General features: G+C 71.2%; 17 protein-coding genes and 1 tRNA gene. 11 read left to right on the top strand and 7 right to left on the bottom strand.

Translation table 11 applies throughout. The features are described 5' to 3' along the window. Positions 1-163: 163 nt before the first annotated feature. Genes OG302_RS23195 through OG302_RS23185 form a run of 3 tightly spaced genes read left to right on the top strand, consistent with a single transcriptional unit; the run spans position 164 to position 2,643 of the window. On the top strand, positions 164-1,471 hold the full coding sequence (locus tag OG302_RS23195) for a sensor histidine kinase (RefSeq protein ID WP_371750201.1): 1,308 nt from the start codon (positions 164-166) through the stop codon (positions 1,469-1,471). Continuing rightward, positions 1,468-2,109: a response regulator gene (locus OG302_RS23190; RefSeq protein WP_371528521.1), complete on the top strand. Its 642-nt coding sequence runs from the start codon at positions 1,468-1,470 to the stop codon at positions 2,107-2,109. The genes OG302_RS23195 and OG302_RS23190 overlap by 4 nt, the downstream gene beginning before the upstream one ends. A 36-nt stretch (positions 2,110-2,145) precedes the next feature. Then, a complete protein-coding gene (locus tag OG302_RS23185) occupies positions 2,146-2,643 on the top strand; it encodes a hypothetical protein (protein WP_371528520.1) in 498 nt (165 codons plus the stop codon). A gap of 40 nt (positions 2,644-2,683) precedes the next feature. On the opposite strand, the gene OG302_RS23180 is transcribed toward OG302_RS23185, so the two are convergent. Next, complete coding sequence (locus tag OG302_RS23180; protein ID WP_371528519.1) at positions 2,684-3,379, bottom strand: pentapeptide repeat-containing protein; 696 nt, start codon at positions 3,377-3,379, stop codon at positions 2,684-2,686. Positions 3,380-3,525: 146 nt separating this feature from the next. Here OG302_RS23180 and OG302_RS23175 point away from each other — a divergent pair, with 146 nt between their 5' ends. Next, on the top strand, positions 3,526-4,752 hold the full coding sequence (locus OG302_RS23175; protein WP_371528518.1) for an NAD(P)-binding protein: 1,227 nt from the start codon (positions 3,526-3,528) through the stop codon (positions 4,750-4,752). 74 nt (positions 4,753-4,826) lie between these two features. Next, on the top strand, positions 4,827-5,897 hold the full coding sequence (locus OG302_RS23170) for a zinc-binding dehydrogenase (RefSeq protein WP_371528517.1): 1,071 nt from the start codon (positions 4,827-4,829) through the stop codon (positions 5,895-5,897). An 18-nt stretch (positions 5,898-5,915) separates the two neighbouring features. Here OG302_RS23170 and OG302_RS23165 read toward each other — a convergent pair whose 3' ends face one another. Next, the gene (locus tag OG302_RS23165) at positions 5,916-6,392 is read right to left on the bottom strand and encodes a GNAT family N-acetyltransferase (RefSeq protein WP_361832016.1); all 477 of its coding nucleotides are present in this window, start codon (positions 6,390-6,392) and stop codon (positions 5,916-5,918) included. 62 nt (positions 6,393-6,454) lie between these two features. Continuing rightward, complete coding sequence (locus OG302_RS23160) at positions 6,455-7,384, bottom strand: aminoglycoside phosphotransferase family protein (RefSeq protein ID WP_371528516.1); 930 nt, start codon at positions 7,382-7,384, stop codon at positions 6,455-6,457. Here OG302_RS23160 and OG302_RS23155 point away from each other — a divergent pair. Beyond that, positions 7,383-8,087, top strand: coding sequence for a rhomboid-like protein (locus OG302_RS23155; RefSeq protein WP_371528515.1), 705 nt, complete (start codon positions 7,383-7,385; stop codon positions 8,085-8,087). The genes OG302_RS23160 and OG302_RS23155 overlap by 2 nt on opposite strands. 30 nt (positions 8,088-8,117) lie before the next feature. On the opposite strand, the gene OG302_RS23150 is transcribed toward OG302_RS23155, so the two are convergent. Continuing rightward, positions 8,118-8,873 (bottom strand): DsbA family protein, encoded by a 756-nt coding sequence (locus tag OG302_RS23150; RefSeq protein ID WP_371528514.1) that lies wholly within the window; start codon positions 8,871-8,873, stop codon positions 8,118-8,120. Positions 8,874-8,998: 125 nt separating this feature from the next. On the opposite strand from OG302_RS23150, the gene OG302_RS23145 reads away from it, so the two are divergent. Together OG302_RS23145 and OG302_RS23140 are read left to right on the top strand one after the other, a co-directional pair. Continuing rightward, positions 8,999-10,393: an NAD(P)/FAD-dependent oxidoreductase gene (locus OG302_RS23145; protein WP_371528513.1), complete on the top strand. Its 1,395-nt coding sequence runs from the start codon at positions 8,999-9,001 to the stop codon at positions 10,391-10,393. A gap of 232 nt (positions 10,394-10,625) precedes the next feature. Then, the gene (locus OG302_RS23140; RefSeq protein WP_371528512.1) at positions 10,626-13,751 is read left to right on the top strand and encodes a Tat pathway signal protein; all 3,126 of its coding nucleotides are present in this window, start codon (positions 10,626-10,628) and stop codon (positions 13,749-13,751) included. 75 nt (positions 13,752-13,826) lie between these two features. Here the strand turns inward: OG302_RS23140 and OG302_RS23135 are convergent. Continuing rightward, positions 13,827-13,900, bottom strand: a tRNA-Thr gene (locus OG302_RS23135). A gap of 202 nt (positions 13,901-14,102) precedes the next feature. Here OG302_RS23135 and OG302_RS23130 point away from each other — a divergent pair. From OG302_RS23130 to OG302_RS23120, 3 genes are all read left to right on the top strand, one after another. Next, entirely contained in the window at positions 14,103-15,239 is a 1,137-nt protein-coding gene (locus OG302_RS23130) for an ABC transporter ATP-binding protein (protein ID WP_371528511.1), read from the top strand. A gap of 214 nt (positions 15,240-15,453) precedes the next feature. Next, positions 15,454-15,915, top strand: a complete 462-nt coding sequence (locus OG302_RS23125) for a hypothetical protein (RefSeq protein ID WP_371528510.1) — start codon at positions 15,454-15,456, stop codon at positions 15,913-15,915. Positions 15,916-15,940: 25 nt separating this feature from the next. Beyond that, on the top strand, positions 15,941-16,672 hold the full coding sequence (locus tag OG302_RS23120) for a nucleotidyltransferase family protein (protein WP_351168495.1): 732 nt from the start codon (positions 15,941-15,943) through the stop codon (positions 16,670-16,672). A gap of 108 nt (positions 16,673-16,780) precedes the next feature. Here the strand turns inward: OG302_RS23120 and OG302_RS23115 are convergent, their stop codons facing one another. Beyond that, positions 16,781-18,427: a DoxX family protein gene (locus OG302_RS23115; protein WP_371528509.1), complete on the bottom strand. Its 1,647-nt coding sequence runs from the start codon at positions 18,425-18,427 to the stop codon at positions 16,781-16,783. A gap of 125 nt (positions 18,428-18,552) precedes the next feature. After that, the gene (gene rlmB, locus OG302_RS23110) at positions 18,553-19,506 is read right to left on the bottom strand and encodes a 23S rRNA (guanosine(2251)-2'-O)-methyltransferase RlmB (RefSeq protein ID WP_371528508.1); all 954 of its coding nucleotides are present in this window, start codon (positions 19,504-19,506) and stop codon (positions 18,553-18,555) included. Positions 19,507-19,588 lie beyond the last annotated feature (82 nt).

Here is a 19,588-nt window from a genome sequence, read left to right as displayed (position 1 = left end):
AGCGGCGCGCGACTCGGCCGACACGAGGGTCAACCGATCGGTTGACCCCGCCGTGGCCCCACCGGGCCACAATGAGGTTGTTTGCCCAGTTCAGCGGCCACACGAGATGACACCAGGAGAGGGAGGCGCCCCGGTGGGACAGCGCACCTCGGCGGGACAGCGCATGCCGGGCCCCGACCTCCGTATGCCGGACCCCGACGCCCGCTGGCTCGCGGCGGTCATGCACGCGGCGTTCTACCTGCTCCTGGGCGCATCGCTGGCCCGCTTCCTGCTGCGCCACCCCGGCGGCGCACGCGTCCCGTGGATCATCGCGCTCTCGGTGGTCCTGGCCGTGCTCTACGCCCTGCCGCCCCTCACCGCGTCCCTGCGGGCACAACGTTCCGCGCCCCACCAGCCCGGCCACTCGTCCGGCTACTCCTCCGGATACTCGCCCGGCCTCGTACCGCCCGGGGCCCGCCCCAACCCCCGCCGCCTCACCTGGCTCGCCCTGGTCGTCGGGGTCTGGCTGGTCCTCGTCGTCCTCGCGCCGAGCTTCGCGTGGTGCGCGGTGCCGCTCTTCTTCGCCGGCCTGCGGACCCTGCCACCGCGCCCGGCCCTGGTCCTGGTGGCCGTCCTGACGGGCTGCGTCATAGCGTCACAGCTGCGGCTCGCGGGCCGCTACGACCCGGACTCGCTCCTCGCGCCACCCGCCGTCTCGGCGATCGCGACGGCGGTCTTCGTCCACATGCGGCGTCAGGCGGTCCGCCAGCGCGAACTGATCGACGACCTCATCCGCACCCGCCGCGAACTGGCCGCCACCGAGCGCCGCGAAGGCACCCTCGCCGAGCGCCAGCGCATCTCCATGGAGATCCACGACACCCTCGCGCAGGGCCTGTCCAGCCAGCAGATGCTGCTCCAGGCCGCCGACCGCGTCTGGGACGCGGACCCGGCCAAGGCCCGCGCCCACGTCCGTACCGCCGAGTCGATCACCGAACTCGGCCTCACCGAGGCCCGCCGGTTCGTGCACGACCTGGCACCCGCCGACCTCGCCGACGGCGGCGGCCTGGACGAGGCGCTGCGCACGCTGGCCGCGCGCACCGCGCAGGACACGGGCCTCACGGTCCGCTTCCACTCCGAGGGCACGCCCGCACCGCTCCCCGACCGGACGCAGTCCGCACTCCTGCGCATCGCCCAGGGCGCGCTCGCCAACGTGACGGAGCACGCCGACGCGACGACGGCGGCACTGACGCTCACGCACCTGGACGACCAGGTGGTACTCGACATCGCGGACGACGGCCGCGGCTTCACGCCCACCGACCGGCCGCCCGCGTCCGACCGGCGGGGGCACGGCCTGCCCGCGATCCGCGCCCGCGTGCGGCAGCTCGGCGGCACACTGACGATCGAGTCGGCACCGGGAGAGGGCACGGTCCTCTCGGTCGCGACCCCCCTCTCCCTCCAAGAAACTCCCCCCTCCCCCCAGGAGACCTCATGACGGCCTCAACCCCCACGGTCCGCCTCCTGGTCTGCGACGACCACATCGTCGTACGGGCCGGACTGCTGGCCCTGCTGGGCAGCGCGCCGGACATCGAGGTGGTCGGGGAGGCGGGCACCGGCGAGGAGGCGATCGCGCTCGCCGCGAAGCTGGCGCCGGACGTGGTCCTGATGGACCTGCAGCTGGGCGAGGGGATGGACGGGGTGGAGGCGACCCGCCGCATCACGGCGTCCGCCGATCCGGCGCCCCACATCCTGGTCCTGACGACGTACGACACGGACGCCGACATCACCCGCGCCATCGAGGCGGGAGCGACGGGCTACCTCCTGAAGGCCGAGCGCCCCGAGGAGCTCTTCGCCGCGATCCACGCCGCCGCGCAGGGCCGCACCACGCTCTCCCCGCCGGTCGCGTCCCGCGTGATGGCCCGCATGCGCAAGCCGCTGCCCACGCTCACCGACCGCGAGCTCGACATCCTCGCGCAGCTCTCCCAGGGCCTCGGGAACCGCGACATCGCCCGCGCGCTGTTCATCAGCGAGGCCACGGTGAAGACGCACCTGGGCAGGATCTACGACAAGCTCGGGGTCGACACGCGGGCGGGAGCGGTGGCGGTGGCGAAGGAGCAGCGTCTGCTGCCGTGACGCACCCCTTCCGCTCGCCGTGACACCATCTCCTACGTGCTCGACATCGGCTACGCCCTCTCCCACCGCTTTCCCGACCCCGTGCAGTTCGACTACCGCCGCGCTGACGTCCACGCGCTGCGGCACGACCTGTTCTGCGGGGACGTGTATCTCGCGGACACGAAGGCGGACCGGGAGCTGTCCACAGCCTGGGGATGGGTTCCCGTGCTGGACTTCGCCTGGGCGCTGTGCGACATCGTGGAGCAGCTGGACCAGGACCCGCGGGGCAGCCGTGCCTCTCGCCCCCAGTACGCCGAGCTCGACTTCACGGAGTCGACGGACCGCATGCTGTTCACCCGCCGCTTCGGGTGGGTGGACATCGAGGCGGACTGGATGCGGGAGGACGAGCCTCCGCTGACGTTCTCCCACGCGGAGCTGCGCCGCGAGGCACGGGACTTTCTCCAGGACGTCCTGGCGGACCTCACGGACCTCCACGAGCCCCTGGCCGAGAACCCCACAATCTGGACCCTGCAGTCCAAGTTCCCCCGCATCTAACCCTCCGGGAGGCCGCCCCCGCACCTCCCAAAGCCGGACGCTAGTCCACCCGTACCCCCACCTGCGCAGCGAACGCCGGCGCCAGATCCATCAGCTGGGTCGCACTGATCACCGCCCCCGCCAGGCAGTCGATCCCCCGAAGAATGTCCACCTCCGCCGCCTCCCGCAGGTCGACGTCCTTCATGCGGGCCCCACTGAAATCCGCCCCCTTCAGCACGCAGCCCACGAACTCCACCCGCTCGAGCGCCGCCTGCCCGAAGTCCGGCTCCACCAGCACGCAGCCCTCGAAGACGACGTCCTTCAACCGCGCCTTCCGCAGGTTCAGATAGTCGATCTTCCCGCCCCGCACGACCACCCGCTCCAGCACACTCCCGTGCAGCTGAACACCCCCGAGCCGGGCGTCCACCATCTCCACGTCCCGCAGCGAAGCCTCCACCAGCTCGGTGCCGACGCCCCGCAGCTCCGTCAGCACGGAGTCCACGAACCGCGCCCGGCTCAGCCGGGTCTCCGTCACCCCGCAGTCCGTCACCGCGCAGTCCAGGAACAGTGCTCCCCCACCGTCCTGCCCCGCAAGATCAAGCCCCCTGAACTCCACCCCGTCGTAGTCCCCGTCAGGCTCCAGCTCACCCCCGCCGAGCCCCGACTCCCCGAACTCCCGCAGCGCGGGCAACCGCACCTCGGGCCGCCGAGCCCTCTTCACCCCTGCAGCGTCCCTCTGCCGATCCCTCTGTCCCATCCACCCATCGTGCACCCACCCACTGACAACGCCCCCCGCACGCCCACGCCCCCACGCCCCGATGTCACATCCCGGCCACCCCCATCCGTCGTACCGAGTGAGAGCAGCCAACGGCACCACACCGGCCCACGACAGGAGCCCACCCCATGCCTCCCACCCGCAAGAACTCCACCCGCAACAACTCCACCCGCACCCCCACCCCCCTCACCGTCATCGGCGGCGGCCTGGCCGGCCTCACCGCGGCCATCACCGCCGCGGAATCCGGTGCCCGCGTCACCCTCCACGAGTCCCACCACACCCTCGGCGGCCGAGCCCGCACCGCCGAAGGCACGTACCGCACGAACGAAGGCCCGCACGCCCTCTACAACGGCGGCCCCCACTGGACCTGGCTCAAGCAGCGCGACCTCATCGGCCCCCTCGCCCCCCTCCCGCCCGTCGAAGGCACCCGCCTCCGCCTCCACCACCGGGGCAGGCTCCGCCGCACCCCACCTCTCGCGATGCTGAAGCTCCTGCGCCGCAAGCCCGAACAGGCGCCCGTGGACGCGGACTTCATGAGCTGGGCAACCGGCGAGGTCGGCGAGGAAGGCGCACGCGCCGCCGCGCACTACATCGCCGTGGCGACGTTCCACCACGACCCCGGCTCCCTCTCCGCCAGGTTCGTGCAGGAGCGCCTGCGCCGCGCCACGAAGCTCCCCCCGGAGGCGCACTACCCGCGCGGCGGCTGGGCCTCGGTCATCGACCGCATGGCGACACTCGCCTGGAACCTGGGCGTACGCGTGGAGACCCTGTCCCCCGTCGACACCGCCGACGCCCTCGCCGCGCTCTCCGCCAAGGGCCCGGTCGTCGTCGCCACTTCCCTCCCCGCGGCCCGCCAGCTCCTCCAGGACGACAGCCTCCAATGGGAAAGCGCCCGCACCACCCTCGTGGACGTGGCCCTCACCACCCGCAAGGGCGACCTCTTCGCCCTCTCCGACCTGGACGGCACCGGCTGGATCGAGCGGTTCACCGCCCAGGACCGCAGCCTCGCCCCCGCAGGACAGGACCTGATCCAGGGTCAGATCCCGCTCTCCCCCGCGGAGTCCAAGTCGGACGGCGCGGCCCGCGCCGACCACCTGCTCGACCTCGGCTTCCCCGGCTGGCGCGACCGCCTGGTCTGGCGCCGCGACGCCGTGTCCAACGGCCGCACCGGCGCGGTGGATCTGCCCGGCACCACCTGGCGCGACCGCCCGGCGATCGACCGCGGTTCCGGCATCTACCTGGCCGGCGACCAGGTCGCGGCGCCCGGCCTGCTCTCCGAGGTCTCCTTCAACAGCGCACTGGAGGCGGTGACGCTCGCACTGACCTCCACAAGGCTTGACCTCAAGTCCGCTTGAGGTAAGAGGCTGACACTCACGGAACAGCCACAGCCCCGCCCCCAAAGAGGCCCCCGAGCCGAGGAGCAAGCCCCATGCACGCCATCCGCCTGCACACCTTCGGCCCCGCCGAGCACCTCACGTACGAGGAGATCCCGGACCCGGCACCGGCCCCCGGCCAGGTCCGCATCGCGGTGACCGCGGCAGGCGTGCACCTCCTGGACACCGCGATCCGCGCCGGAATCCAGGGCCCCCTCCCCGAGCTTCCCGAACTCCCCACGATCCCGGGCCGCGAGGTGGCAGGAACGGTCGACGCCGTCGGCGAGGGAGTCGACGCGAGCCTGCTCGGCAAGCGCGTGGTCGCCCACATCGGCTTCGCCCCCGGCGGCTACGCCGAACTCGCCGTCACGGAGGCGTCCCGCCTGCACGAAATTCCCGACGGCATGGACGACGCGGAGGCCGTGGCCCTGATCGGAACGGGCCGTACGACGATGGGAATCCTGCAGTTCGCCGAGCTGACCCCCGACTCCGTGGCCGTCGTCCTCGCGGCGGCGGGCGGCATCGGCACGCTCCTGGTCCAGTACGCCAAGCACGCGGGCGCCACGGTGATCGGCCTGGCGGGCGGCCCGGCGAAGACGGCCCAGGTCACCGCGAACGGCGCCGACCTCGCCGTCGACTACACCAACCCGGACTGGCCGGACGAGGTCCGCACGTACCTCTCGAAGCTCGGCAGCACCGGCGAATCCGGTGGCGGCCACGGCGTACCCGGCGCCACCGTCGTCTTCGACGGAGTGGGCGGCGAGCCGGGCCGCGCCGCCGTGGACCTCCTCGCCACGGGCGGCACGCACCTCGTCTTCGGCTGGTCGGGCAAGGGCCCGCACGACGGCGAACCCCTGACGTTCACCGACGAGCAACTGGCGGCCCGCGGCATCACCCAGACCAACGTGCTCGGCCCGGCGATGATGCGAAAGGCGGGCGACGACAGCGTGGGCGGCGGCAGGGGCGACGCCAACCCCATCCGCACCCTGGAGCTCGCGGCGCTGGCCGAAGCGGCGAAGGGCCACTTCACCCCGGCCGTCCAGCGCTACCCCCTGGCACGGGCGGCAGCCGCCCACACCGACCTGGAGAACCGCCGCACCACGGGCAAGGTGGTGCTCATCCCCTAGCTCTGCCAGTGCCGCCTCTCAGACAGCCCCGAGCCCGGCCAACGCCCCGTCAGTCAGCCGGTACACGGTCCACTCGTCCTGCGGCAGCGCACCCAGCGACCGGTAGAAGTTGATCGACGGCTCGTTCCAGTCGAGCACGGACCACTCAAGGCGCTCGTAACCCCGCTCCACACAGATCCGCGCGAGCTCGGTCAGCAGCGCCTTGCCGTGCCCGCCGCCGCGCGCCTCGGGCCGTACGTACAGGTCCTCCAGGTAGATCCCGTGCACTCCGCGCCACGTGGAGAAGTTCAGGAACCACAGCGAGAACCCGACGACAGCTCCCGATGCGTCGTCCTCGGCGATGTGCGCGAACGCGGCAGGACGCTCGCCGAAGAGCGCCTCACGCAGCTGCTCCTCGGTGGCCCTGGCCTCGTCGAGCGCCTTCTCGTACTCGGCGAGGTCGCGGACCATGGCGTGGATGACGGGAACGTCGGCAGGCGTGGCGGTACGAATCATGGCCGCAGAGTACGACGCCCCTCACCCCACCCCCAACAGCCTTTCCCCACCACCAGCGCACCTCACCTCACCACCCCCAACAGCCGCCGCGCGACCTCCAGATCCTCCTCGTCCAGCGGCCGCCCGTCCTCGATCTCCCACAGGGCGTTCTGCAGCACCCGCCCCAGCGTCCACGCACGGGCCCGCTCCCGGTCGAGCCCGAGCACCTCGCTCATCGCGTCGAACCGCCACAGCACGTCGTCCGCGTCGAAGCGGTTGTTGAGCGCGGGCCAGAGGTCGAACCCGGGGTCCCCGGCCAGCGGCTTCGGATCGATGGCGAGCCACGGCTCGCGCTCGGCCGCCAGGACGTTCTCGAAGTGCAGGTCCCAGTGCAGCAGCCGGTCACCCGGCTCCCCGATCACCTCGCGCACGGCGCCCCCGCACCGCTCCACGAGCGCCCGCTCGACCGGGTCCGGGACCGCCTTCAGGGCCTCCGGCAGATCGTCGAGCATCTCCCCCGCGATGTCCGCGAGCCGCCGCACGCCCGCGGGCGCGGGAACGGAGGTGAGCCGGGCGAGCAGCTCGGCGATGATCAGGATCGCCTTGTGGGTGTCCTCCATCGTCGACAACATCCGCCCGGAGTCGAGACGTTCGAGCAGCATCGTGCCCGTGCCCGCGTCGTGATCAAGCAGCCGCACCGCCCCGTCGCCGCCCCACACCCGAAGCCCGACCGGCTCCCCCTCGGTCTCCTCGTCGAGGACCTGGAACTTGACCGCGGCAGGGGTACCGTCCCGCCGCACCACCGGCAGCACGAGCGCGGCCATGCCGTGCATCGAGGGCCCGTCGACCGTCAGCTCCCACCGCTCGACGAACTCCGCCACGCGCGCGGGCAGCGCCGCGATGAAGGCACGGCCCGGCTCCCCCGCGTACGCGTACTGCGACTCGATCAGTCCGTCCGGAATACGAATGTCGATCACGCGCGCGACGCTACCGGCGTGGGTGAATCGCCGCATGGGGATTATTCGCGACACAAGGGGCGCAAAGACCACAAGAGCCGCAAGGCGCACCAGGTCCGCCACGCAAGCCGCCCACACCTATCTCCGCAGCGCCCCGGGAACGTACATCTGGCTCGCGGCCCTCTTCGTCACGACCGTCGCGATGCACCACATGTCACCGGAGTTCGAGAAGGAGTTCCTGCTCCAGCGCTCCACGAACATCCACGAGCTGACGCAGAACCCCGTCCGGGTCCTGGTCGCCAGCGCGTTCTGGATCGACGGCGGCACCTGGCTGTCGTACGCCGTGCTCTACACCCTCTTCCACTCCACCGCCGAACGCTGGCTCGGCACGGCCCGCTGGCTCGCGGTGGCCGCGGGCGCGCACGTCATGGCCACGCTCATCAGCGAGGGCGTCCTCGCGCTCGCGATCCGCCACGGCGCGGCCCCGACATCCTCCGTCAACACCCTTGACGTCGGCGCGAGTTACGCCCTCGCGGGAGTGATCGCGGTCCTCACCTACTGGGTGCCGAGCCCCTGGAGATACGCGTACCTCCTGATCGTCCTGGCCGTGTACGGCACTCCGCTGATCACCGGCAGGACCTTCACCGACCTGGGCCACTTCACATCGGTCCTGATCGGCCTGGCCTGCTACCCGCTGACCCGAAGCGCCGTACGCCCGGCACCAAAGAGCTGGAAGCTCAGGAGACCCCCGAGGACCTGAACCCCTCAGCTCCCAGAAGCCCTGAACCCCTCAGATCCCCGAGGCCTTGAGCTCCTTGGCGAACGCGTCCTGATCGAAGAGCGCATCACTCCCCGCCTTCTTCCCGTCGATCACGACGGTCGGCGTGCCCTGCATGCCGTCATCGGTGAAGGCCCGCATGGCCTCACCGACCCACTTCTTGTACGTGCCCTTCTGCACCGCCTTGTCGAACTCGGCGCCCCGCAGCCCGTCCACCTTGTCGGCGATCTTCAGCAGGAAGGCGGGCGTGAAGGCGTCCTCGGTCTCGGTCTCGGGCTGGTTGGCGAAGACCGCGGCGTGGAACTGCGGGAACTTGCCCGCCTCCACCGAGGCCCGCAGCGCGTTCGCCGCGTTCACCGAGCCGCTGCCGCCGAGGTTGTTGTCAAGGAACGAGGCGAGCGTGTACTCGACCTTCACCCTGCCCTCGGCCACCGGCTTCACCAGGGCCTGCGCGCCCGTCTCCTCGAACTTCTTGCAGATCGGGCAGCGCGCGTCCTCATACAGCTTGACCGTGTGCCCGGCCTTCGGGTCGCCGACCGTGATCACGCCGCCCTTGACCGTGGCGGGCGTCCGCGCGAGCGCGTCGGTGCCGGCCGGCGGCTGCTTCGCCTCGGGACCGCCGGTGGACGCGGACTCCGAGGCCGACGCCGAGGCCTTGTCGTCGCTCCCGCCCGTGAGGTCCTCGGGCCCGCAGGCGGCTGCGCCCCCGGCGACGAGTGCGGTGGCTGCCACCGCGGCGACGATGCGCCCGGCCTTGCGTACGGCCATTTGAACAGTCCTCCATGATCTCGGCACCTGACGCTTCGGCATCGCCACGTGCCGGATCAACGTATCGGAACGCCCTCCCCCACACCCCTCCCCAAAGCCCCCACCAGCGCAGTAACGTCCCGCACATGAGCAGCACGATCAACGGCGGCATCTCGTACTGGTACGCGGATCACGGCACCCCGGCCCCCCGCGAACCCCTGCCGGGCGACGAGAGTGCCGACGTCTGCATAGTCGGCGGCGGCTACACGGGCCTGTGGACCGCGTACTACCTGAAGAAGGCCGCCCCCTTCCTCCGCATCACCGTCCTGGAGCAGAAGTTCTGCGGCTACGGAGCCTCCGGCCGCAACGGCGGCTGGCTCTACAACGGCATCGCGGGCCGCGACCGCTACGCCCGCCTGCACGGCAAGGACGCGGCGGTCCGCCTCCAGGAGGCGATGAACGACACGGTCACCGAGGTGATCGAGACGGCGAAGGCCGAAGGGATCGACGCGGACATCCACCACGGCGGCGTACTCGAAGTGGCGTACACCCCGGCCCAGTTGGCGCGCCTGAAGGAGTTCCACGCCACGGAGCTCGCGTACGGCGAGAAGGACCGCACCCTGCACGGCGCCCGCGAGACGGCCGACCGGGTGCGCGTCTCCGGCGCCGTCGGCTCCACCTGGACCCCGCACGGCGCACGCCTGCACCCGGTGAAACTGGTGAAGGGCCTGGCGACGGCGGTAGAGGCACTCGGCGTGACGATCCACGAGTCAACGCCCGTCACGGAGATCAAGCCGAAGCACGCCATCACCCCGTACGGCACGGTCCGCGCCCCCTACATCCTGCGCTGCACGGAGGGCTTCACGGCATCGCTCAAGGGCCAACGCCGCACGTGGCTCCCCATGAACTCCTCAATGATCGCGACGGCGCCCCTGACTCCCACCCAATGGGAATCGATCGGCTGGGAGGGCCGCGAGACGCTCGGCGACATGGCGCACGCGTACATGTACGCGCAGCGCACCGCGGACGGCCGTATCGCACTGGGCGGCAGAGGAGTCCCGTACCGCTACGGCTCAAAAACGGACAACGACGGCCGCACCCAACCAGCCACGATCGAGGCCTTGCACGAAATCCTGACCCGCTTCTTCCCCCAGCTGGCCGGAGTCGAGGTGGCCCACGCCTGGTCGGGCGTGCTCGGCGTCCCCCGCGACTGGTGCGCCACGGTCACCCTGGACCGCGCGACGGGCCTCGGCTGGGCGGGCGGCTACGTCGGCTCGGGCGTCGCCACCGCCAACCTCGCGGCCCGCACCCTGCGCGACCTGGTCCAACAGGACTCGGGCCAAGCGGGCCCCACGGACCTGACAACGCTCCCCTGGGTCAACCACAAGGTCCGCAAGTGGGAACCAGAACCGTTCCGCTGGCTGGGAGTCCACGGCATGTACGCGACGTACAACGCGGCCGACCACCGCGAACTGACCACCAACACGGCCACTTCGTCCCGCATGGCCCAGTGGGCGGACAAGGTGGCGGGCCGCCACTGAGCATTCAGTAGCCCCTCCGGCACGGGTTGTCACACCCGTGTGTCACGATCACCCGATCATTCACTGGTCACCCACGGGTGAATCACTGATCATTCACAAAGCCTGGGGGGGCTCAATGCCTGAACCACGTCCTTCTGCGAGACCCGCGCGATCTGCGAGACCCGCGGCTTCTGCCGCGCTCTTTCTCGCCCTGGCCGCACTGCTGTCCCTGCTCGTACCGTCCGCTCTGCCGGTGACGACCGCCCACGCCGCCGAACCGGAGTGCGCACCGCTGGCTCTCGCGCCGTTCGGCGATCCGGGCGCCGCGCTCGGCAAGACCACCGTCGCACCCGACGCGACGACCTGTTTCACCTTCACCACCACCGAGACCGGCATCCACCTGGTCTCGTTCGACGACTCCAGCAACGAAGCACACACCGAGGTCTACCGCGGTGACACCCGGGTCGACTGCTACGACACCGAGTACCGCACCGACGGCTGGTGCGACCTCTCCGAGAACGGCACCTACACCCTGAAGGTCGCCAACGGCGGCTGGGAGGACGCCGACGTCGCGGTCACCGTCGTACCGCTCGGAAGCGACCGCGGCTGCGCCCCGAAGAGCGGCACCGACTGGGGCCAGCAGACGCCGACGCGTACGTCGGCCAGTCCCGCCGAGATCGACTGCCAGCCCTTCGACGCCGAGCCCGGCGACCGCATCCGGCTCACCCGCGGCACCAAGGCCTACGGCGAGTCCATCGCCTGGATCACCGACGCCACCGGCGCCCGGATCTGCCCCCACTTCCCCGAGGACGGCGAGGACAGCTGCGTCCTGCCCGGCAAGGGCCCCTACCGTGCGCTCTCCCGCGTCACGTACGCGGAGAAGGGCTTCCCCGCCGAGTACGGGGTCGCGGCACGCCGCCTGAACGACCCGCAGGGCTGCCCGTCCTCCCCGGTCCGTTCCTACGGCCCGCTGACCGCACCGGACTTCACCACGACACCCTGCTTCACGGTCACCGCGGACAAGGCGGGCAAGTACCGCATCGACTCCATCGACAAGGACGGCGACACCGGCCCGGTCCGCGTACACGACCGCTCCGGCAAGACCGTCTGCCGCAACACCGAGCAGCCCTGCCGGCTGCCCGCCGCGGGCACCTACACCGCCTATCTCGACGGCTCGTCCCCCTTCCACGACACCGCTCGCGGCCTGATCGTCCTCGACCGGGCCTCCGACAACGGCTGTGTGAAGAGCGAAATAGGCGCCCACAAGGGTGAGTTCAGCTCGGCAGGACAGTACGACTGCCTGATCCTCCCCGCACCCAAGGACTCCCGCATCGCGGCGCTCACCCCGCTCAACGCCTCCGGGGTCGACGCCGACGTGGAGATCCTCGACAGCGAAGGCAACGAACAGTGCGCGGCGGAGCAGCTCGCCGCAGGCGACTGCGCGCTCACCGGTGCCGCGCCCTACCGCGCCCTCGTCCACGCCGACGGCAGCCCCCGCACCGGCCCGTACACGGTCGCCGTCCACCGCACGGACGCGGCGAACGACTGCCCCGTCCTGCCCGCGGGCAGCTTCGCCGCCGACGGGGCCAAGGCCTCCTTCTCCACCGGGGAGGGCGTCTTCTCGCGCTGCCTGACCATCCCGGCGGACGCACACACCTCGGCCGAGGCCCTGCAGCTCCTCGCCGCCTCCGGTGACGCGCCCGCCAAGTTCTCCGTGCTCGACTCCGCCGGCAAGCGCGTCTGCGACCGCACTGCCACCACCAACGGCTGGTCGCTCTGCGCGCTGACGCCGGGCAAGGCCCACACCGTCCTGGTCACCGGCCGCGACCAGCCGGCCGACTACACCCTGACGCGGCGCGACGTGACGTCGACGGCGTCGTCCGCGGGCTGCACCAAGACTCCGGCGGGCAAGGTCGGCGGCCCCTCGGTGAAGGGCACGTACGGCGCTCCCGGCTCCCTGCGCTGCCACCAGGTCACCACCGCGTCCGCCGACGACGTCCTGCACCTCGACGTGCGGGACGCCCTAGGCACCGCCAACATCACGGTCCTGGGTGACGACGGCAAGACCGACTGCACCCCGCGCAACCGGGCCTGCGCGGCCACCGGAAGCACCACCCACCAAGTCCTCGTCCAGGTGCCGGCCAACCTCAAGGCGGCGCCCGAGTACCGCCTCGACGCCCTGCGGGTCGCAACGGCCGAAGGCCCGGCCGCCGAGTGCACCAAAGTCCCCTCGATCGCCTACGGGTACGGGCCGATCACCGGCACCCTCGACGAGTCCCGTACAGCGGTGTGCGCGGTCCTGCCCACTGTCGACGGCGACCACTTCGACGCCGAGATCACCGACACGACCGGGGCCGGGACCACGGCGGTCCCCGCGCTCTACAACAACGCGTGGACCAACGGCTGCACCCTGACGATCCCTGACGGCTACGTCTGCGGGGTGAACGAATCGTCCTCCAACCCGACCAGGCCTTCCGTCCTGGTGCTCGGCCTCCCGGAGAAGGCCGCCAGCACGTCCTACCGCGCCACGCTCAAGTGCACGTTCACCCGCTGCGGCGGCGAGAAGGTGTCCATCACCGGCGTGACCCCGGCCAAGGCCCCCGGCGGCACCAAGCCCACGCTCACCGTGACGGGCACCGCCATCAACCCCGACGCGACGGTCCGGCTGACGCAGTCGGGCAGGACCCTCACCGCGAAGACGGATTCGATCTCCGCCGACAACCGCACGCTGAAGGCGACGCTCGACCTGACGGACGTCCCCGCGGGCACCTGGAACGTCAGCGTCATCGCAGGTGGGGAATACCAACGCGGCACCTTCACCGTGACCGAGCCGACGCCGCGCAACACCACCGCCCCCAAGGTGACGGGCACGGCTGCCGTCAGCTCCAAGCTCACCGCCGACACGGGCAGTTGGACGGCCGCCCCGTCGTCGTACACCTACCAGTGGAAGGCGGACGGCACGGCGATCGAGGGCGCCACGGCCTCGGCCTACAAGGTCCCGGCGGCCCAGCTGAACAAGAAGCTGACCGTCACGGTCACCGCCCACAAGGCGGGCGCCGAGGACGCCACCGCGACGTCCACGGCTGTCACGGTCGCCAAGGGCGCCGCGCCCAAGGCGACGGAGAAGCCGGCGATCAGCGGCACCGCCAAGCTCGGCAAGGTCCTCAAGGCCGCGAAGGGCACCTGGTCGCCCGCACCCGGCTCGTACTCCTACCAGTGGTACGCGAGCGGAACGAAGATCACCGGCGCGAGCAAGTCCTCGCTGACCCTGAAGTCCGCCCAGCGCGGCAAGAAGGTCACGGTCAAGGTGACGGCACACCGCACCGGCCACCACGACGGAACGTCGACGAGCAAGGCGACAGGCACCATCGCCTCCTAGCCGGCAGCACCGCACCGACGGAAACCGCGAAGGCCCAGGTCACCTCTACGGTGACCTGGGCCTTCGCCTTGCCGGAGCCCCCTGTCGGATTCGAACCGACGACCTACGCATTACAAGTGCGTTGCTCTGGCCATCTGAGCTAAGGAGGCGTGCACTGACGTGCCCGTGCAGTGTAACCAACACCGCCCGTGCCCCCGTCGAAAATTTCCTCGAAGGTCACCGGCGCAGGACTACTGACAGACGCGTCCCCCCCGGGGTACCGTCCGAGCAGTTCACTCAGGTGGACTACACCACTCCTCTCTTTACAACGGATCGTCCGGCACGTTCCTGCCGGTGAAGGGGGCCCTCACCATGGCCACTGTTTCGTTCGACAAGGCGACCCGCATCTACCCGGGTGGCGACAAGCCCGCCGTCGACCAGCTGCAGCTCGATGTCGCGGACGGCGAGTTCCTCGTCCTCGTCGGTCCCTCCGGCTGCGGAAAGTCCACCTCCCTGCGCATGCTCGCGGGCCTGGAGGACGTGAACGCCGGCGCCATCCGCATCGGCGAGCGTGACGTCACGCACCTGCCGCCCAAGGACCGGGACATCGCCATGGTGTTCCAGAACTACGCGCTCTACCCGCACATGACGGTCGCCGACAACATGGGCTTCGCCCTGAAGATCGCGGGCGTCAACAAGGCCGAGATCCGCCAGAAGGTCGAGGACGCGGCGAAGATCCTCGACCTCACCGAGTACCTCGGCCGCAAGCCGAAGGCCCTCTCCGGTGGTCAGCGCCAGCGTGTGGCCATGGGACGCGCCATCGTGCGTGAGCCGCAGGTCTTCCTCATGGACGAGCCGCTGTCGAACCTCGACGCCAAGCTGCGCGTCTCGACGCGTACGCAGATCGCCAGCCTCCAGCGGCGCCTCGGCATCACCACCGTGTACGTCACCCACGACCAGGTCGAGGCCATGACCATGGGCGACCGGGTGGCCGTACTGAAGGACGGTCTGCTCCAGCAGGTCGACTCGCCGCGCAATATGTACGACCGCCCGGCCAACCTCTTCGTCGCCGGCTTCATCGGCTCCCCCGCGATGAACCTCGTCGAGGTCCCGATCACCGACGGCGGCGTGAAGTTCGGCAACTCCGTGGTGCCGGTCAACCGCGAGGCGCTGTCCGCCGCGGCCGACAAGGGCGACCGCACGGTCACGGTCGGCGTCCGCCCGGAGCACTTCGACATCGTCGAGCAGGACGGCAGCACCGCGAAGTCCCTCTCGAAGGAGACCGAGGACGCCCCGGCGGGCCTCGCCGTCTCCGTGAACGTCGTCGAGGAGCTCGGTGCCGACGGTTACGTCTACGGCTCCGCGGAGGTCGGCGGTGAGCACAAGGACCTCGTGGTCCGCGTGAACGGCCGCCGGGTCCCGGAGAAGGGCACGCAGCTGCACGTCGTGCCGCGGCCGGGCGAGATCCACGTGTTCTCGACGTCGACGGGCGAGCGCCTCTCCGACTGAGGTCCGAGTTACAACCGCCCCACCAGCGAACGCGCAGGGCCCCGCACCGAGGTGCGGGGCCCTGCGCGTTCGCCCACGTTGTCGACAAATACCCCGGCAGACCGGTCATTTCGCCAGGCGCCCGTCAACTTTGCTCCAGAAAAACCTGAATCTCCGTCGCTCGACCGAGTGACTAAATGTCGCCAAATCATCACCGACCGCTACGCTCACTCGCGTGACGCACTCCGCCAACTACACCCAGAAGCCGCGCCGAGCCCACCGAGGCCCCGCCCGACGCATCGGCCGCACGCTCGCCCTCGTCCTGCCCGTGATGCTGGTGCTCTCCGGGACCCTCGCGGTCACCAGCGTCAACTGGTCCGGGAATTCCTCGGATTCGATGCTCACCGCATCCGCCGACGATCTTTCCGTACCGGCCAAGTCCCGCGCACCGCAGGACCTTCTGCGCGACCGGCTTCTCCTGGAGCTCCAGGAGAAGAACCCGGGCGTCGCGCTCACCCACCTCCAGCAGGAGGTGAACCGCCACCCGTCGCTCGCCAAGCACTGCGTCTCCATCGCCCGTGCCCTGGGCCGCGCGGCCGTCCGGGCGTACGGACCGACACGCGCCCAGTCGTACGCCCGCCCGGTCTGTGACACGTCCTTCGCGACGGGCGTCGCCGCCGCCCACCAGAACGGCTGATCCGGCCGGCACGTAGGGTTCCGGCATGACCGGCGACCCTCACGCTCACAGGCCCACGCAGGCCGTCGTCCTGGCCGGTGGCCAGGGCTCGCGCCTCCGTCCGTACACCGATGACCGGCCCAAGCCGATGGTCGAGATCCCTGGCACGGGGACCCCGATCATCGGCCATCAGCTTTCCTGGCTGGCGGCCGAGGGCGTGACGGACGCGGTCGTCTCCTGCGGCCATCTCGCCGAAGTGCTCCAGGAGTGGCTGGAGTCGGCCGATCTCCCCCTGAACGTCACCACGGTGGTCGAGAACGAACCCCTGGGCCGCGGCGGCGGCCTGAAGTACGCCGCCCGCCACCTCCCGCACGCGGACCGCCCCTGGTACGCGACGAACGGCGACATCTGGACCCGTTTCTCGCTGCGCGACATGGCGGCCTTCCACGCCGAGCGCGACGCCACCGCGACCCTCGCCCTGGCCCGGCCCCGCATCCCGTGGGGCGCCGTCGAGACGGACGCGTTCGGCCACATCACGGACTTCATCGAGTCCCCGCCGTCCCCGTATCTGATCAACGCGGGCGTGTACGTCTTCTCCGCCTCCTTCGCCGCGCTCCTGCCGGACCGCGGCGACCACGAGCGCACCACGTTCCCGCGCCTGGCCCGCGAGAAGAGCCTGGCGGGCTTCCCGCTGCCGCAGGGCGCGTACTGGCGCGCCATCGACACCGCGAAGGACCTCACCGAGGCCGCCAAGGAGCTGGCCGCGCAGACCGGTTGAGGTCTCCTCCCCGCGCCTCCAAGAACATCCCGCATGTCCCGCGTACGTCGACGGGGCCCCGCACAGTGACTGTGCGGGGCCCCTTTCGCGTACGGGTGGAGAGCCGGGTCAGCCGCCGCCGAGCAGGCCGCCCACGAGGCGGTCGTTGCGGCCGCCGCCACCACTCGAGTTGCCGCCGCTCGTGCCGCTCTCGGGCGCTCCGCCGCCGCTGCTGCCGCCGCTGGACGTGGGTCCCGCGGTGGCCGACGACGGAGGCTGCTGGGGCGAGGACTGCTGGGGCGGTGCCTGGCCGGCGGTGCCCTGCGTCTGGCTGGGCTGCCCCTGGCCGGTGCCGGTGCCCGCGGTGGCGGACTCGGGGGCCGCGCCCGGAGTGGTCGCCGTGGCGCCCTGCGTGGGGCTCGCGGAACTCCCCTGCGTCGGCGCCCCGGAGGCCGTGGGCCCCTGCGACTGGCCCTGACGGTGCCGCTGCTTTCCGGGCTCCTGCGGGAGCGGTGAGCCGGGCAGTTCGTTGCGCGGGGCCTCGCCGGGTCCCGGCACGGTCACGCGGTCGGCGTCCCGGACGGCGCCGCCGAGCATCGAACCGATCAGCAGCGTGAGCCCGACCACGAGCCCGCCGACGAGCCCGCCGCGCCGCAGCACACGGCGCCGCAGCTCCCAGATGTCCACCCGGGGTCCGAGCGTCCGCCAGGCCTCTCCGGCGAGGCGCCCGTCGACGGAGTAGACGGGTGCGCCGGCGATGATCAGCGGCGACCATGCGGCCAGATAGATGATGTCCGGCGCGTCGTAGGCGGGGACGGTCTTCCAGCTGACGGTGACGATGAGCGCGGCGGACAGGAGCACGCCGATGCTGGCCGCGACCCGCTGCCAGAGCCCGAGCACCGTGAGCACGCCGACGATGATCTGCAGGAAGGCGATGAAGAGTCCCGCACCCACCGGGTGCGAGAGGGCGAAGTCCCGCAGCGGCTCGGCGAGCGCCCAGGGGTGCAGCGAGTTGAGCCACTTGACCATGGAGCCGCGGTCGCCGCCGTCGAAGTACACGGGGTCGCAGAGCTTGCCCATGCCGGCGTAGATGGAGATGAATCCGAGGAAGACGCGCAGCGGGAGCAGCACGACGCCGAGGTTCATGCGGCGGCCTGGGTAATAGGCGTGCCGGACGGGGTCGGCCCCGTGCCGCTTCACGGCCTGGCGGCCGTCCTCGTCGTCGAGGCCGTCGTCGAAGTCGTCTTCCGCGTAGGGGAGTCGTTCGTCGAGGTCGCTCTCCGGCATCGGCATGCGCGGGATGAGGCGGGTCTCGGGATCGGGGTTTCTGGGGCCGATGACGGCAGGCGTGGCCTGCGTGCTCTCCAGGTCGTCCTCGATGCGGGGGATGACCTGCGTGGCGCCCCCGTCGTCGTAGGAGGTGCCGCCGCCTTCGGCCGAATGGCGCACGCCGGTTCCGCGCACCGCCTGGAGCAGTCCGGTGGCTCCGGGGTCGCCCGGTTCGGACTTCCCGCTCCAGACGACGGGCGTGCGGCGCCGTGCGGCGGAGCCGGCTGCGGGGATGCGCACGGAGTTGTCGGCAGTGCTCAAGTGCCGTGCGATTCGCGGGGATTGGGTCCGCTGCGCGGTGGGGAGCTGCACGCGGAAGCTCGCGTGGTTCACGATGACCTGGGCCGGGTCGCTCGGCACCTTCACCATGCTCAGCGCGGGAGCTTCGTCGAACCCTGACGAGCTTCCCCCCGTGGGATTGCGGGGCGTTCTGGTGTCCACACTCATCTAACCGAGTGATGTGTGTTTAGGACACTGCCTTGACCGCGGGGAAATGTCCGGACCGCGTCAAGATCTCCCAGCGGCGTCGGCCGGCCCGCGGAATCCGGGCCGGCCGACGTCCGGGGTGCTGCCTAGCGACGGCGGCGGGACGCCTCGTAGAGCACGACGCCCGCGGCGACACCGGCGTTCAGGGACTCCGTGCCGCCCGGCATGGGGATCCGGACGCGGTAGTCGCATGTCTCGCCGACGAGCCGCGAGAGGCCCTTGCCCTCGCTGCCGATGACGATGACCACGGGACCGGACAGCGCCTTGAGGTCGCCGACCTCGTGGTCGCCGTCCGCCGCGAGGCCGACGATCGCGAGCCCGGCCTTCTTGTACGCCTCAAGGACGCGGGTCAGGTTCGTGGCGCGGGCCACGGGCGTGCGCGCCGCGGCACCGGCGGCCGTCTTCCAGGCGCCCGCGGTCATGCCGGCGGCGCGGCGCTCGGGGACGACGACGCCGTGCCCGCCGAAGGCGGAGGCGGAACGCACCACGGCGCCGAGGTTCCGCGGGTCCGTCACGCCGTCGAGGGCGACGATCAGCGGGTCCTCGCCCTGGTCGTACGCGGCGGCCGCGAGCTCCTCGGGGTGCGCGTACTCGTAGGGCGGCACCTGGAGCACGAGCCCCTGGTGGTTGAGCCCGTTGGTCATGCGGTCCAGCTCGGGGCGCGGGGCCTCCATGAGGTGGATGCCGCCGCGCTCACCGGCGAGCTGCAGCGCCTCGCGGACGCGCTCGTCGTTGTCGATGAACTGCTGGACGTAGAGCATCGAGGCGGGCACGCCCTCGCGCAGCGCCTCGACGACCGAGTTACGGCCGACGACCATCTCGGAGGTGCCCTTGCCGCGGCCCTTCACGGGGCTGGGGCGGCGACCGCCGGGTCCGCCGGCCTTCTTGGCGGCGGCGTTGGCGATGCGGTTCTTCTTGTGTCCCTTGCGCGCCTCGGCGGGCGGCGTCGGGCCCTTGCCCTCAAGGCCGCGGCGCCGATTTCCACCGCTGCCGACCTGCGCGCCCTTCTTGCCGGACATGCGGCGGTTGTTAGCGGCCATGACCTACCTGTCTCTGTGTTGCGTGCGGCCGTCCGCCTGCTGCGTGCCGGCCCACTGCGTGACTGCGTACGTATATGAAGTG

The sequence above is a fragment of the Streptomyces sp. NBC_01283 genome (genome assembly GCF_041435335.1).
Classification (GTDB): domain Bacteria; phylum Actinomycetota; class Actinomycetes; order Streptomycetales; family Streptomycetaceae; genus Streptomyces.
The sequence above is the reverse complement of the archived record's forward strand: the minus strand, read 5'-3'. Positions and strand labels throughout refer to the sequence as shown.

Coding starts and splice junctions, on each gene's coding strand:
- OG302_RS23195 (WP_371750201.1), top strand. CDS start 164: ATGCCGGGCCCCGACCTCCGTATGCCGGACCCCGACGCCCGCTGGCTC.
- OG302_RS23190 (WP_371528521.1), top strand. CDS start 1,468: ATGACGGCCTCAACCCCCACGGTCCGCCTCCTGGTCTGCGACGACCAC.
- OG302_RS23180 (WP_371528519.1), bottom strand. CDS start 3,379: ATGGGACAGAGGGATCGGCAGAGGGACGCTGCAGGGGTGAAGAGGGCT.
- OG302_RS23175 (WP_371528518.1), top strand. CDS start 3,526: ATGCCTCCCACCCGCAAGAACTCCACCCGCAACAACTCCACCCGCACC.
- OG302_RS23170 (WP_371528517.1), top strand. CDS start 4,827: ATGCACGCCATCCGCCTGCACACCTTCGGCCCCGCCGAGCACCTCACG.
- OG302_RS23165 (WP_361832016.1), bottom strand. CDS start 6,392: ATGATTCGTACCGCCACGCCTGCCGACGTTCCCGTCATCCACGCCATG.
- OG302_RS23155 (WP_371528515.1), top strand. CDS start 7,383: ATGGGGATTATTCGCGACACAAGGGGCGCAAAGACCACAAGAGCCGCA.
- OG302_RS23160 (WP_371528516.1), bottom strand. CDS start 7,384: ATGCGGCGATTCACCCACGCCGGTAGCGTCGCGCGCGTGATCGACATT.
- OG302_RS23150 (WP_371528514.1), bottom strand. CDS start 8,873: ATGGCCGTACGCAAGGCCGGGCGCATCGTCGCCGCGGTGGCAGCCACC.
- OG302_RS23145 (WP_371528513.1), top strand. CDS start 8,999: ATGAGCAGCACGATCAACGGCGGCATCTCGTACTGGTACGCGGATCAC.
- OG302_RS23130 (WP_371528511.1), top strand. CDS start 14,103: ATGGCCACTGTTTCGTTCGACAAGGCGACCCGCATCTACCCGGGTGGC.
- OG302_RS23120 (WP_351168495.1), top strand. CDS start 15,941: ATGACCGGCGACCCTCACGCTCACAGGCCCACGCAGGCCGTCGTCCTG.
- OG302_RS23115 (WP_371528509.1), bottom strand. CDS start 18,427: ATGAGTGTGGACACCAGAACGCCCCGCAATCCCACGGGGGGAAGCTCG.
- rlmB (WP_371528508.1), bottom strand. CDS start 19,506: ATGGCCGCTAACAACCGCCGCATGTCCGGCAAGAAGGGCGCGCAGGTC.